General features: G+C 40.3%; 13 protein-coding genes, 1 tRNA gene, 1 rRNA gene, 1 other RNA gene and 1 other annotated feature. Of the genes, 12 read left to right on the top strand and 4 right to left on the bottom strand.

Annotated features, from left to right (window positions below; genetic code table 11):
* Positions 1-95, top strand: a 5S ribosomal RNA gene (gene rrf, locus ACQKMH_RS27440); the annotation flags it as partial.
* Between the two features lie 84 nt (positions 96-179).
* On the opposite strand, the gene ACQKMH_RS27435 is transcribed toward rrf, so the two are convergent.
* Positions 180-1145, bottom strand: coding sequence for a YaaC family protein (locus ACQKMH_RS27435; protein WP_427590405.1), 966 nt, complete (start codon positions 1143-1145; stop codon positions 180-182).
* A 112-nt stretch (positions 1146-1257) separates the two neighbouring features.
* Between ACQKMH_RS27435 and guaB the strand changes: the two genes are divergently transcribed.
* The 4 genes from guaB to ACQKMH_RS27415 all read left to right on the top strand — a co-directional run bounded on the left by guaB (position 1258) and on the right by ACQKMH_RS27415 (position 6071).
* Complete coding sequence (gene guaB / locus ACQKMH_RS27430) at positions 1258-2721, top strand: IMP dehydrogenase (protein WP_427590404.1); 1464 nt, start codon at positions 1258-1260, stop codon at positions 2719-2721.
* A gap of 173 nt (positions 2722-2894) precedes the next feature.
* A complete protein-coding gene (locus ACQKMH_RS27425) occupies positions 2895-4214 on the top strand; it encodes a D-alanyl-D-alanine carboxypeptidase family protein (RefSeq protein WP_427590403.1) in 1320 nt (439 codons plus the stop codon).
* Positions 4215-4281: 67 nt separating this feature from the next.
* Positions 4282-4507 (top strand) — a binding site (T-box leader).
* A 61-nt stretch (positions 4508-4568) separates the two neighbouring features.
* Positions 4569-5846 carry a serine--tRNA ligase gene (serS, locus tag ACQKMH_RS27420; RefSeq protein WP_427590402.1) on the top strand — a complete coding sequence of 426 codons (1278 nt, stop codon included), beginning with the start codon at positions 4569-4571 and terminating at the stop codon, positions 5844-5846.
* Positions 5847-5978: 132 nt separating this feature from the next.
* Positions 5979-6071 (top strand) — tRNA-Ser (locus ACQKMH_RS27415).
* Positions 6072-6191: 120 nt separating this feature from the next.
* Here ACQKMH_RS27415 and ACQKMH_RS27410 read toward each other — a convergent pair.
* The 3 genes from ACQKMH_RS27410 to ACQKMH_RS27400 all read right to left on the bottom strand — a co-directional run bounded on the left by ACQKMH_RS27410 (position 6192) and on the right by ACQKMH_RS27400 (position 8224).
* Positions 6192-6863 carry a deoxynucleoside kinase gene (locus ACQKMH_RS27410; protein WP_230162892.1) on the bottom strand — a complete coding sequence of 224 codons (672 nt, stop codon included), beginning with the start codon at positions 6861-6863 and terminating at the stop codon, positions 6192-6194.
* Positions 6841-7500: a deoxynucleoside kinase gene (locus tag ACQKMH_RS27405; RefSeq protein WP_427590401.1), complete on the bottom strand. Its 660-nt coding sequence runs from the start codon at positions 7498-7500 to the stop codon at positions 6841-6843. Before ACQKMH_RS27405 ends, ACQKMH_RS27410 begins: the two co-directional genes overlap by 23 nt.
* A 178-nt stretch (positions 7501-7678) precedes the next feature.
* On the bottom strand, positions 7679-8224 hold the full coding sequence (locus ACQKMH_RS27400) for an isochorismatase family cysteine hydrolase (RefSeq protein WP_427590400.1): 546 nt from the start codon (positions 8222-8224) through the stop codon (positions 7679-7681).
* Positions 8225-8364: 140 nt separating this feature from the next.
* On the opposite strand from ACQKMH_RS27400, the gene tadA reads away from it, so the two are divergent.
* The 7 genes from tadA to ACQKMH_RS27365 all read left to right on the top strand — a co-directional run bounded on the left by tadA (position 8365) and on the right by ACQKMH_RS27365 (position 12741).
* A complete protein-coding gene (gene tadA, locus ACQKMH_RS27395) occupies positions 8365-8871 on the top strand; it encodes a tRNA adenosine(34) deaminase TadA (RefSeq protein ID WP_427590399.1) in 507 nt (168 codons plus the stop codon).
* Positions 8872-9016: 145 nt separating this feature from the next.
* An RNA gene (ffs, locus tag ACQKMH_RS27390) (signal recognition particle sRNA large type) lies at positions 9017-9281 on the top strand.
* Positions 9282-9443: 162 nt separating this feature from the next.
* On the top strand, positions 9444-11132 hold the full coding sequence (gene dnaX / locus ACQKMH_RS27385) for a DNA polymerase III subunit gamma/tau (protein WP_427590398.1): 1689 nt from the start codon (positions 9444-9446) through the stop codon (positions 11130-11132).
* A gap of 21 nt (positions 11133-11153) precedes the next feature.
* Entirely contained in the window at positions 11154-11471 is a 318-nt protein-coding gene (locus tag ACQKMH_RS27380; protein ID WP_427590406.1) for a YbaB/EbfC family nucleoid-associated protein, read from the top strand.
* A gap of 61 nt (positions 11472-11532) precedes the next feature.
* On the top strand, positions 11533-12129 hold the full coding sequence (recR, locus tag ACQKMH_RS27375) for a recombination mediator RecR (protein ID WP_034316264.1): 597 nt from the start codon (positions 11533-11535) through the stop codon (positions 12127-12129).
* Between the two features lie 19 nt (positions 12130-12148).
* The gene (locus ACQKMH_RS27370) at positions 12149-12367 is read left to right on the top strand and encodes a YaaL family protein (protein WP_427590397.1); all 219 of its coding nucleotides are present in this window, start codon (positions 12149-12151) and stop codon (positions 12365-12367) included.
* A 110-nt stretch (positions 12368-12477) separates the two neighbouring features.
* The gene (locus ACQKMH_RS27365; RefSeq protein ID WP_427590396.1) at positions 12478-12741 is read left to right on the top strand and encodes a pro-sigmaK processing inhibitor BofA family protein; all 264 of its coding nucleotides are present in this window, start codon (positions 12478-12480) and stop codon (positions 12739-12741) included.
* The last annotated feature ends 337 nt before the right edge of the window (positions 12742-13078 follow it).

The raw sequence follows: 13078 nt of genomic DNA, 5'->3' as shown, positions 1-13078 counted from the left end.
GTCACACCCGTTCCCATTCCGAACACGGCAGTTAAGCTCTTCAGCGCCGATGGTAGTTGGGGGTTTCCCCCTGTGAGAGTAGGACGTCGCCAAGCCATTTTAAAGATCAGCCATCCGGCTGGTCTTTTTTCGTCGTTCCAGGATAGGGATGATCCATTCGCCATTTTTAGTTAAAACAATCAAAATTTTAACCTTTCTGACTTAATCCATTCAAATATTAGGAATGGCACCTTAGCTTGGCTTATTTTAAGGAATTGGACTATGCAGGGGTAATCATCGTTAGGCATGGTTTTCATCAGTTCTGCCCACCATTCTGTTTCATAACGGGCTATTATGCTTAGGTTATAAGAAATCAAATAATGTATCAAAAGTTCAGGTAAGGAAAAAGCCGAAGAGTCTTTATTAAGAGATAGCATGAAATGTCCTTCTGCTAAGTTATACCGTATTGGGGAGGATGCATTATGAATGAGGACATCATCCGTTTTTAATTGCAGTGTCCCAGGAGTTTCAGTGATGCGATAAACCTGTTTCGTTTTAGATGTCAAAAATTCCTCCAATCGACTGCCAGACATTTGATAGCTGTCCAATATGGCTAAGGGTAATTGAAAACCGTTCGAAGAGGGCGATAGGGCGACGAAGTTTTTCCGGGAAATAGGCCATGAATGGCTCTGCATATCTGGAATTTCCTTTAAAAGCGTCCCCATCGAATATTTTTCACCTTCCAGATGCTTGATATGGAATAATTTCTCGGCAATACAGGTGAACAGTCCGTGCTTTTGCGTTTTCACCTCGTCTTTTAAAAACTCGTATTGTTGTTTCTTTCTTTTTCTTGTAGTTACCCCATGGGCAAGTAAAGAAGTGGATTCAGGATAGTTAGGATCAATCGTGAGCAGGCAGGCCTTCAATAATTGAGCAAACCCATAAAAAGAGAGAATCGGTTGTATGGAAAGTGGAGCTATGGCTGCCTGATTATAATAAGTTTGAGCATGTTCAAGATGGTAAATAAACGGATAACAATTTTCGTAACTTTTTATTTCCGCATCTGCTATTTTTTCGTGAGTGTAACATTTTTGCAAAAAAAGTTGTGAGGAAGATGCGGAAAAAAGTGGTGTATATTTATCGAAATTATCATTGTTTTCAGGCATTGCAGCCACACCTCTGAATTAATAGAATAATCAAACATTTATTTCTCTTCTTGACAGTAGTATGTCCAATTGATAACCTACAAATAATATTTTTAAGCAGGAGGGGAAAATAATGTGGGAAAATAAATTTGCAAAAGAAGGTTTAACCTTTGATGATGTCCTATTAATTCCAGCGAAATCAGAGGTTTTGCCGAAAGATGTTAACCTTCAAGTCAACTTAGCCGAAAATTTAAAGCTTAACCTTCCTATCATCAGTGCAGGAATGGATACCGTGACAGAGGCTGAGATGGCAATTGCCATGGCCCGCCAAGGCGGATTAGGTATTATTCATAAAAATATGTCCATTGAAGCACAAGCTGAACTGGTCGATAAAGTAAAACGTTCAGAAAGCGGTGTTATTACCGATCCATTTTTCTTGACTCCAGATCATCAAGTGTTTGATGCAGAGCATTTAATGGGCAAATACCGCATTTCAGGTGTTCCTGTAGTCAACAATATAGAGGATCAAAAACTTGTAGGTATCATTACTAACCGTGATTTGCGATTTATTTCCGATTTCTCCTTGAAGATTTCCAGTGTCATGACTGTAGAAAATCTAGTAACAGCGCCAGTGGGCACTAATTTGGAACAAGCAGAGAAAATTCTTCAAAAATATAAAATTGAAAAGCTTCCCCTTGTAGATGATAATGGCGTTCTTAAAGGGCTTATTACGATCAAGGATATTGAGAAGGTCATTGAGTTCCCGAATTCGGCGAAAGATAAACAAGGAAGATTACTTGCCGGTGCCGCTGTCGGTGTGACTAAAGATACATTGAAGCGTGTAGAAATGCTTGTTAAGTCCCATGTGGATGCGATTGTACTTGATACAGCTCACGGACATTCAGCGGGCGTCCTGGATGTTGTAAAAGAGATTCGCGAGGCATATCCTGAATTAACGATCATTGCAGGAAACGTAGCAACGGCTGAAGGAACGAGAGCATTGATTGAAGCCGGTGCTGATGTAGTGAAAGTGGGAATTGGACCTGGATCGATCTGTACGACAAGGGTTGTTGCTGGTGTAGGTGTCCCTCAGATCACAGCAGTCTTCGATTGTGCAACAGAAGCAAGAAAATATGGAAAAACGATTATCGCTGATGGGGGAATTAAATACTCTGGTGATATCGTAAAGGCTTTAGCTGCTGGCGGACATGCAGTAATGCTTGGCAGTATGCTTGCCGGTGTAACAGAAAGCCCAGGTGAAACGGAGATATTCCAAGGACGCCGTTTTAAAGTATATCGGGGTATGGGTTCAGTTGCAGCCATGGAAAAAGGATCTAAAGACCGTTACTTCCAAGAAGATAACAAGAAATTCGTTCCAGAAGGCATTGAAGGTCGCCTGCCATATAAGGGTCCTCTTTCAGATACCATCTTCCAACTGATTGGTGGCATTCGTTCAGGTATGGGATATTGCGGTACAGCCACATTGGAAGAATTGAGAGAGAACTCTCAATTTGTCAAAATGACTGGTGCAGGATTAAGAGAGAGTCATCCTCATGATGTCCAAATTACAAAAGAAGCACCGAACTATTCTTTGTAATAAAATTAACATATAATCGTCATTAAAATTTATTGTTAAAATAGACAGAGTCAACGATGACTCTGTCTATTTTTTTTATTTTTTCTGTGATAAACTAGACAAGGTGTCAAGGGAATTAGATAAAGTTTTTTCTTTGTTATAGGGATTAGCTTAAAAGTTGGAGGTATTGGAAATTGAAAAAAATCAGCAAGATTACCCTAATTTTCACTTTTGTTTTTGCTCTTGTTATGTCGCAATTTGCCTATCAACCGGGGGAAGCCTTTGCTGAATCTGATAATTTAGGTTTAAAAGCAGAGGCAGCCATCATTATAGATGGTAAAACAGGACAAATCGTGTATGAAAAAAATGCCGATAAAGTATTAGGGATTGCGTCCATGTCAAAAATGATGACTGAGTACATCATCATGGAGTCAATTGAAAATGGGAAAATCAGTTGGGATCAAAAAGTTAAAATAAATAAGTATGTGCATGATCTTTCAAAAGCACCTAATTTGTCGAATGTTGGTTTGACGGAAGGTGAAGATTATACAGTTAAGGAACTTTATCAAGCTATGGCTGTTTATTCAGGAAATGCAGCGACAGTAGCATTAGCACAGCTGGTTTCTGGCAGTGAAAAGAATTTTGTTAAGTTGATGAATGAAAAAGCAAAAAAATTAGGCTTGAAAAACCATAAATTCGTTAATGCCAGCGGTTTGAATAACACCGATTTATTAGGGCAGTATCCTACTGGCAAAGAAGATGATGAAAATGTCATGACAGCAAAAGATACCGCTCTTCTTGCGTATCGTCTAATTAACGATTATCCGGAAGTATTAAAAATTGCCAGTATCTCCAAATTGAAATTCCGTGATGGAAAAGAATATCCGAACTTCAACTGGATGTTGCCTGGCCTGATATTTGAATATAAAGGCGTGGATGGACTAAAAACAGGATCTACTGATTATGCAGGTTATGGCCATACAGGGACAGTTATCCGGAATGGTCAACGCTATATAACGGTTGTAATGAAGTCCACTAATAAAAATGAACGCTTTGCAGATAGCACTAAGCTGATGAATTATGCTTATGCAACGTTTAAAAAAGAAAAAGTCCTTCCAGCTAATTACCAAGTGAAAGGGGAAGAAACCCTTTCGGTAATAAAAGGTAAGGAAAAAAACGTTAAGATTCAATCTGAAAAAGCGGTCGAGCTACTTGTTGAAAATGGTGAGAAAGATAACTATAAAACAGACTTAGTGATCGATAAAAACAAGTTGAACAAAGATGGTAAGTTGACTGCACCGATCAAAAAAGGCGAAAAGCTTGGTTACATCACAGTCACTCCTAAAAAAGGCGAAAGTTACGGATACATTAACGGAGAACCAGTGAAAGTTAACGTCGTAGCTGCTGAATCTGTTGAAAAGGCAAACTGGTTCGTATTATCTATGCGTGCAGTTGGCGGATTCTTTGGGGATGTATGGAGCAGTGTAGCTTCTACAGTAAAAGGCTGGTTTTAAGTTTCGTGTATAAAACGGTTGCGAAATGTATAAAATTATAGTACATTATGGAAAACAATGTGATTATAAGAAAGCAATGACAGGATATAGTAGCAAGTATTTCTTTCTATAGAGAGCCGATGGCTGGTGGAAATCGGTGTGAGAGTATTGTGAATCCCTCCTGGAGCAGAGTATGGAACGCCTTATTGGGTCAGTAATTACTTTCGGTTAAAAGCCGTTATCGTGATAAGTGGTAGGCGTTTTTCATATGCCTTCAACTAGGGTGGCAACGCGGGTTAACTCTCGTCCCTTCTTCAGGGGACGGGAGTTTTTTGCGTTCTTTGATATCATTAAAATATTGAGGAGGAACTTAACATGTTGGATTTGAAATATGTCCGAAATAATTTTGAAGAAGTAAAACGCGTACTGCAATTTAGAGGAGAAGATTTAACTGATTTAGGTAAGTTCGAGGAGTTGGATGTGAAGCGTCGAACTTTGATTGCCGATACGGAAAAATTGAAAAGCAAAAGAAATGAAGTTTCACAGCAAGTAGCCGTACTAAAGCGGGAGAAAAAAGATGCTGATCAGTTGATTGCTGAAATGCGTGAAGTTGGTGACCGAATCAAAGGATTTGATGATGAGCTTCGTGAAGTGGAGGCCAAGTTAGAAACGTTAATGCTTTCCATTCCTAACATTCCACATGAAAGTGTGCCGGTGGGTGAAACGGAAGACGATAATGTTGAAATCCGTAAATGGGGCGAATTGCCGGAATTCAGTTTTGAACCGAAGCCGCATTGGGATGTAGCTGGAGATCTAGGCATCCTTGATTTTGAACGGGCAGCAAAAGTGACAGGCAGCCGATTTGTATTTTATAGAGGTCTTGGTGCTCGATTAGAGAGAGCTTTAATTAGCTTCATGCTTGATCTTCATGTTGAAGAACATGGATATGAAGAAATGCTGCCTCCATATATGGTGAACCGTGCAAGCATGACTGGTACGGGTCAATTGCCAAAATTCGAAGAGGATGCCTTCCGAATTGAAAGTGAAGATTACTTCTTGATTCCTACTGCAGAAGTGCCCGTAACAAATTACCATCGTGATGAAATCATGAGCATGGACGATCTGCCAATAAGCTATGCGGCATACAGCGCTTCTTTCCGTTCAGAGGCAGGGTCTGCCGGTCGTGATACCCGCGGGTTAATTCGTCAGCACCAGTTCAATAAGGTTGAATTAGTGAAGTTCGTGAAGCCGGAAGATTCATATGCAGAATTGGAAAATCTGACAGGTCATGCTGAAAAGGTTCTTCAATTGCTAGGACTTCCATATCGAGTACTAAGCATGTGTACGGGTGATCTTGGTTTCACTGCCGCTAAAAAGTATGATCTCGAGGTTTGGATTCCGAGTTATGGAACGTATCGTGAAATTTCTTCTTGCAGTAACTTTGAAGCATTCCAGGCTAGACGGGCCAATATCCGCTTCCGACGTGATGCAAAAGGTAAACCGGAACATGTTCATACTTTAAATGGATCAGGTTTGGCAATCGGCCGCACAGTCGCGGCTCTTCTTGAAAATTATCAGCAGGAAGATGGAAGTGTTATCATTCCTGAAGTATTACGACCATATATGCGTGGTGTGGAAGTCATTAAACCGTAAGTTAAGTAAAGGAATCGGCCTCTTTAAAAGGGGTTGATTCTCCTTTTTCTAAGTTTAACAATTATTTTAAAAAAACGTTCTAGAGTGCTTGACTTTGATTTTAATTCCATGTATTATAATAAATGTTGATACGGAGGTATACCCAAGTTCGGCTGAAGGGATCGGTCTTGAAAACCGACAGGGGAGTCAAATCCCGCGGGGGTTCGAATCCCTCTACCTCCTCCATAACTTATTAATAACCACAGCGCATAAATTGGATATCGATGAATCCCGTTACAGAAATGTAACGGGATTTTTGTTTTCTAATATACTAAAAACCACCGGGTTACCGGTGGTTTTTCTGTTTTACATATTTCGTAATAATTTAGTTTGCTCCATATATTCAGCAATCCGTTTTATAAGAGGTTCGATACTTGCCTCATCTTGCATAAGGTCATATTCATTTATATTTAATCGAAGGACAGGACATGCATTGAATTGATCGATCCATTCTTCATAACGGCCGTGCATTTCCTGCCAATATTCAATTGGGGTATGCTGTTCCATTGGACGGCCACGTTCTTGGATACGGTCGATAATATCGTCCAGTGAGCCTTCAAGATAGATAAGTAAATTAGGGTGCGGGAAGTAGGGCGTCATTACCATGGCGTTGAAAAGACTAGTGTAAGTTTCATAGTCCACTTCGTTCATTGTCCCTTTTTCATAATGCATTTTTGCAAATATTCCAGTGTCTTCATAAATGGAACGGTCTTGGATGAAACCTCCCCCATATTCAAAGATTTTTTTTTGCTCTTTAAAACGTTCAGCGAGGAAATAGATTTGCAGGTGGAAACTCCAACGATTAAAATCATCGTAAAACTTATCCAGGTAGGGGTTCGTATCAACCTTTTCAAAGGATGTCCTGAACTGAAGGGCATCGGCTAATGCATTGGTCATGGTCGACTTTCCTACGCCAACCGTCCCTGCTATCGTAATGACGGCGTTGTTTGGAATATTATATTTCTTTCGTAAGTTCATTTGACTTTACTCCTTTTTGCAGGGCATTCTCTATTTGGCTGATTATCGTTTTCAAATCATCCTTATTCCCGACGAAATCCAGTTCATCTCCGTTAAATGTAAGAACAGGAATATCAGGGTGTTGTTTCTCAAACGTTTCCATGAATGTCTGATAATCCGCCGATAACTGCTCTAAATAAATGGAGGATATATTTTTTTCGACTTCACGGCCTCTTTTGCCGATTCGTGACAGAAGTGTATCAAGACTTGCATGCAAGTAAATCACCATATTAGGCTTTGGCATATCCCGTGTCAAAATATTGAATATTTCAAGGTATTTGTCGTATTGTCTGTTTTTCAACGTGCGCTCAGCAAATATCAAGTTCTTGAATATATGGTAATCAGCCACCACGGCTTGGTCATTCGTTAGATGCTTTTTTTCGATATCTTCCAATTGTTTATATCGGTTACATAGAAAAAACATTTCTGTTTGAAAGCTCCACTCATCAATATTGTCGTAGAATTTGCCAAGAAATGGATTTTCATCTACAATTTCCTTCAATAATGATATTTGAAAATGATCCGCGATAACTTTTGCCAGTGATGTTTTTCCCACGCCGATTGGTCCTTCGACAGTGATAAATGGGGTGGATTTCATCCAAACTGTCCTCCTTCAATGAGGTATCAAGGCGAAATTCCCAATTTATTAGGTTTTTCAGCCAAGAGATATTGTATCACAGACTTGGGACTTAAGTGATATTTTTGTCAGGTTGATAATGAAGGAGAATGAAAGAGTGTTTTATGAGGAGATATGTTGCCTGGTTTGGCTGAGTACCTTATATGTCCCCGCTTTTTTTAATGGAAGCCTTAAGAACATGGTTCATCATCTTTAATGCATAATGATTATCTTCCTTTGATGCTGAAGCGATGCAATCCTCAGGTATCCATAATTGATATTCACGCATATAAGCGTCATTAGCCGTGAAAAGCACACAGATGTTTCCAGCTATGCCGGTAATGATTAAGGTTTCCACTTTCAATCGTTTGAGCAGTGTATTGAGTGCTGTCCCATAAAACGCAGAATGCTTAGGCTTGATGAGAAAAAACTCGTCTTGCTGCGGTTTTATACTCTCGATCAATCGGGCATTCCCTTCGTTTTTACAGGTGTCGATTATTTTATCGAAGTCAGCCTGCCATAAATCATAATGGTCATTGATATAAATGATCGGAAAACCTTTTTCTTTCATTTGTTTCTTTAAATTCAAAATCGGCTCGATGATAAGCATGGTATGTTCGAGGAGCATATCACCGTGTTTGAAATCAAAATCATTGATCATATCAATGATAAGCAAGGCAAAGGAAGGCGATTTAGGTCGATTCATGTTATATCCTCCTTTTATTGTGAGAATTTACTTGCAGCTGGTATGCCGCTTGCGTTACTATTCATTAGAATAAGTAGTATGACCTTTATTTTGTTCTATATTTGTCTGTTTACTCCTACTTAATATGAGGGGGCTTTTTTATGAAGGATGATGTTTATTACATGAATTTAGCCTTAAAGGAAGCCAAAAAGGCGCAGGTGTTGAATGAAGTGCCGATTGGCGCCTTAATCGTAATAGATGATCAAGTTATTTCGACAGGGCACAATTTGAGGGAAACGGAACAGAACGCAATTGCACATGCTGAGCTGCTTGCGATCAAGGAGGCTTGCCGTGCTACTGGCAGTTGGCGTCTTGAGGATGCAACGTTATATGTCACATTAGAACCTTGTCCGATGTGTGCGGGTGCTATTCTGCAATCCAGGGTTAGGCGGGTTGTTTTTGGGGCGTTTGATCCTAAGGCAGGCTGCGCAGGTACATTCATGGATTTACTTCAAGATGAACGCTTCAACCACCAATGTGAAGTAACAAGCGGTGTATTGGGGGAAGAGTGCGGTGGGATATTGACTTCTTTTTTTAAAGAGCTTAGAGATCGAAAGAAGACTTTGAAAAGAGAGAAAGCACTAAAGCGTATTGAAGAAAATAAATAATGATCGTTTGTTGAACGCACAGCTTTTCTTCTGTTGAAAAATATTGGAATCATTCAGTTCAATGAACAACACTTGCGTTTTTTTTGTTACCTTAGTATAATGAATTATGCGTCGGTAAGACGCTATAAATTTGGTATTACATTTGCCGTGCTAGACGGGGAGGTAGCGGTGCCCTGTACTCGCAATCCGCTCTAGCGAGGTTGAATCCCTTCTCGAGGTTAGCATTCTGTAGGGCCTGCCTTAAGTAAGTGGTGTTGACGCCCGGGTCCTGCGCAATGGGACTCCATGAACCATGTCAGGTCCGGAAGGAAGCAGCATTAAGTGGAAGTTCTCATGTGCCGCAGGGTTGCCTGGGCCGAGCTAACTGCTTAAGTAACGCTTATGGTTGCTAATCGACAGAAGGTGCACGGCAGTTATTTTACATAATCAAAAAACTCATTCGTTTCGGGTGGGTTTTTTTTTATGGCGTTTCGAAAAGAATGAGGCAATTCATGAATTTTATTTTTAGACTTTGAAATTAATGAAATCAGTAATGTATAATAAACAGGATGGAGAAAAAAGGAGGGATTTCCGTGGGGTATCAAGCATTATACCGGGTATGGCGGCCGCAACAATTCATTGATGTAGTTGGGCAGGAACATGTAACGAAAACGTTGCAGAATGCCCTGGTCGGACAAAAGGTTTCGCATGCCTATTTATTTTCCGGTCCACGTGGGACAGGGAAAACGAGTGCTGCCAAAATTCTGGCTAAAGCCGTGAATTGTGAGCATGCCCCTACGAGTGAGCCTTGTAACGAATGTGCTACCTGCCGCGGAATCACTGATGGCTCCATATCAGATGTTATAGAAATTGATGCAGCATCAAATAATGGTGTCGAGGAAATCCGTGACATTCGTGATAAGGTCAAATATGCACCGAACGCGGTTACATATAAAGTTTATATCATTGATGAGGTACATATGCTTTCACAAGGAGCTTTCAATGCCCTATTAAAGACATTGGAAGAACCTCCAAAGCACGTTATTTTCATATTGGCGACGACGGAACCTCATAAGATTCCACTAACGATCATTTCCCGCTGCCAAAGGTTTGATTTTAAAAGGATTCAACCGCAAGATATAGTCGGCAGGATGTCACAAATTGTCGCAGAAACGGGAGTTTCTTGTGACGAACAAGCCCTGCACATCATAGCAAGAGCGGCCGAAGGCGGAATGCGTGATGCACTAAGCCTGCTTGATCAAGCTATTTCCTTCAGTGCGGAGACTGTTTCTGTGGAAGATGCATTGACTGTCACTGGTTCTGTTTCGCAAGCATTTTTAAGCAGGTTGGCAAAAGCTATATATGATAAAGAAGTGGCAGTGGCACTTGAAGTTCTTGAAGAATTACTAGCCATGGGAAAAGACCCGGCTAGGTTCATAGAAGACATGATTTATTATTTCCGCGATATGCTTTTGTTTCAAACGGCACCAGCCCTTGCAGAGTCCTTTGAGCGTGTATTGATAGATCCACAATTTAAAGAATTGGCAGAAGTGATCTCTTCTGAATCCATTTATTCCATTATTGAGAGTTTCAATCAAACACAGCAGGATATGAAGTGGACAAATCATCCAAGGATTTTTCTTGAGGTGGCACTTGTGAAGTTATGTAATGAGCAAAGACCAACTCAAATGGATAATGGGCAGCTTCAGCAGTTGCAGTTGAAAATAGAGGATTTAGAGAAGAAGTTACTGGAAATGCAGAGAAATGGCATCCCGGCGGCCATGACAGAAAAACCTGCTGAACAGGCGAAAGCACAGAGGTCCATAAAAAAAGCGTATAAAGCACCTGCAGGAAAGATCAATCAAGTTTTGAAACAAGCTACAAAGCCGGATCTTAATGCTGTGAAAAGTAAGTGGGGAGAAATCCTTGAACAGTTAGGACAGCAAAACCAAAAGTCATTGGCAGCTTTATTAACGGAGGCAGAACCTGTTGCTGCGTCAACGGAAGCTTTTGTGGTAAAATTCAAATATGATATTCATTGTCAAATGGCAATGGAAAATAACCGTTTCGTGGAAGTGATTGCCTCCATCATGCAACAATTGACAGGGCATCGAATGGAGATAGCCGGTGTACCGGATAGTCAGTGGCAAGGGTTGCGGGAGGACTTCATTTCAACACAGCAATTCGACGGTCCAGAAGAAACGGATTCAAAAGAAGAAGACCCCTTTATAGCGGAGGCTAGAAAATTAGTCGGCGATGATTTACTTGAAATTAAAGAATAATTGGAGGTAAGGAAAATGGGTATGCGTGGCGGTAATATGCAAAACATGATGAAACAAATGCAAAAGATGCAAAAGAAGATGGCAGAGGCACAAGAAGAATTAGGAGAAAAAAAGATTGAAGGCACTGCTGGCGGTGGAATGGTAACGGTTATCGTGACAGGCCATAAAGAAATAGTTGATGTAATCATTAAACAGGAAGTTGTCGATCCTGATGATATCGATATGCTTCAAGATTTAGTGTTGGCTGCAACTAACGATGCTTTGAAAAAGGCAGAAGAACTGACAAACCAAACGATGGGACAATTCACTAAAGGAATGAACCTTCCGGGTATGTTTTAAGCAAGTTCCAAAAGAAACTTCCTTTTTGGAGGTTTCTTTTGGAGTTTATAGGAGGAATTTGATGCATTATCCAGAACCAATTTCCAAGCTCATTGATAGTTTTATGAAATTGCCGGGGATTGGGCCTAAAACGGCTGCGCGATTAGCCTTTCATGTGCTAAGCATGAAGGAAGATACTGTTTTGGATTTTGCAAAAGCACTTGTGAATGCTAAGCGGAATCTTATGTATTGCTCAGTCTGTGGTCATATTACGGATCAAGACCCCTGTTATATCTGTGAAGATCAAAAGAGGGACAGAAGTCTGATTTGTGTGGTTCAGGACCCGAAAGATGTAATAGCCATGGAGAAGATGAGAGAGTTCAATGGTTTATACCATGTACTGCATGGCAGTATTTCACCGATGGACGGAATCGGTCCGGAAGATATAAATATTCCTGATTTATTAAAGCGCCTGCAAGATGAAACAGTGTTGGAGGTCATTTTGGCGACTAATCCCAACATTGAAGGTGAAGCAACTGCCATGTATATTTCGCGGTTGCTCAGACCATCAGGGATTAAAGTGACTCGAATTGCCCACGGACTTCCAGTTGGCGGAGATTTGGAGTATGCCGATGAAGTGACGCTATCAAAAGCAATAGAAGGAAGAAGAGAAATATAGATAGCTGGGAGGACTTCACTTGTTCTTTCGTAAAAAAAAGAGGCTCCGAAATGAATTCAATGAGTCATTAATCGAAGAGCTTGAACATTTGAAATGGAATTGGCACAATCAAAAATCATTACTTGAAAAAAGCGTGGATCCATCTGAGGAAGTAATCGCTCAAACAAGACTGGCGGAAGTGAAATACTTCTATTTATTCAGGGAAGTTAAAAGAAGGAACGTCCGTATAAAACGATGATAAGGAGATGGCTATGAAGGAATGGACTTCATAGTCATTTTTTTGTTTGGGTTCTTAATCCAGCCATCCCTTCATATAAGTGTAGTACAAGCTTGCGGGGAGGAATGAGTTTGGAACCTGTTGTCTTTGTTGCTGTAATTGGCGGCCTGATCTTAATGTTACTTATTATCGGGACGCCCCTAAAACCCGTCCGGTTCATAGGGCAGGGGATTATAAAAATCATTATCGGTGCAGCCTTTTTGTTCTTTTTGAATACACTTGGGAATCAAGCGGGCATTCATGTACCTATTAATCCGGTTACTTCAGCGGTCGCCGGTCTGCTTGGAATTCCAGGAGTTGCAGCGTTGGCAGCCATTGGTTATTGGATCGTTTAAAGGGCCTAAACCTCATGGATATCTCCTTGAGGTTTTTATCCATGTTATAGTTGTTTAATGTTTTTAAAAAAACTTGATTAAACCATTGACGAAAGCTCATCAAGCTGATATTATATTAGGAGTCGCCAATAACGACGACATAAACTCCCAGTCGAAAAAACAATGTGAAATAAAATGTTGACATTAGAATGGGTATATGGTAAGATAATAAAGTCGCTTACGAGATAAACGACAAAAAAATCGCTCTTTGAAAACTGAACAAAACAAAGCGCCAACGTTAAATTTTAAGTGAGCACACACTATCAAAAAAGCAAATGAGCAAGTCAAACATTTCTTC

The organism is Peribacillus sp. NPDC097895 (genome assembly GCF_050277555.1).
In the GTDB taxonomy this organism is placed as follows: domain Bacteria; phylum Bacillota; class Bacilli; order Bacillales; family DSM-1321; genus Peribacillus.
This window is presented reverse-complemented; position numbering and strand designations above follow the sequence as displayed.

What these genes read in the sequence shown, in the direction of transcription:
- ACQKMH_RS27410 (WP_230162892.1), bottom strand. Translation starts at nt 6,863, where the DNA reads ATGAACTTACGAAAGAAATATAATATTCCAAACAACGCCGTCATTACG.
- serS (WP_427590402.1), top strand. Translation starts at nt 4,569, where the DNA reads ATGTTGGATTTGAAATATGTCCGAAATAATTTTGAAGAAGTAAAACGC.
- ACQKMH_RS27405 (WP_427590401.1), bottom strand. Translation starts at nt 7,500, where the DNA reads ATGAAATCCACCCCATTTATCACTGTCGAAGGACCAATCGGCGTGGGA.
- ACQKMH_RS27380 (WP_427590406.1), top strand. Translation starts at nt 11,154, where the DNA reads ATGCGTGGCGGTAATATGCAAAACATGATGAAACAAATGCAAAAGATG.
- ACQKMH_RS27435 (WP_427590405.1), bottom strand. Translation starts at nt 1,145, where the DNA reads ATGCCTGAAAACAATGATAATTTCGATAAATATACACCACTTTTTTCC.
- ACQKMH_RS27400 (WP_427590400.1), bottom strand. Translation starts at nt 8,224, where the DNA reads ATGAATCGACCTAAATCGCCTTCCTTTGCCTTGCTTATCATTGATATG.
- tadA (WP_427590399.1), top strand. Translation starts at nt 8,365, where the DNA reads ATGAAGGATGATGTTTATTACATGAATTTAGCCTTAAAGGAAGCCAAA.
- recR (WP_034316264.1), top strand. Translation starts at nt 11,533, where the DNA reads ATGCATTATCCAGAACCAATTTCCAAGCTCATTGATAGTTTTATGAAA.
- guaB (WP_427590404.1), top strand. Translation starts at nt 1,258, where the DNA reads ATGTGGGAAAATAAATTTGCAAAAGAAGGTTTAACCTTTGATGATGTC.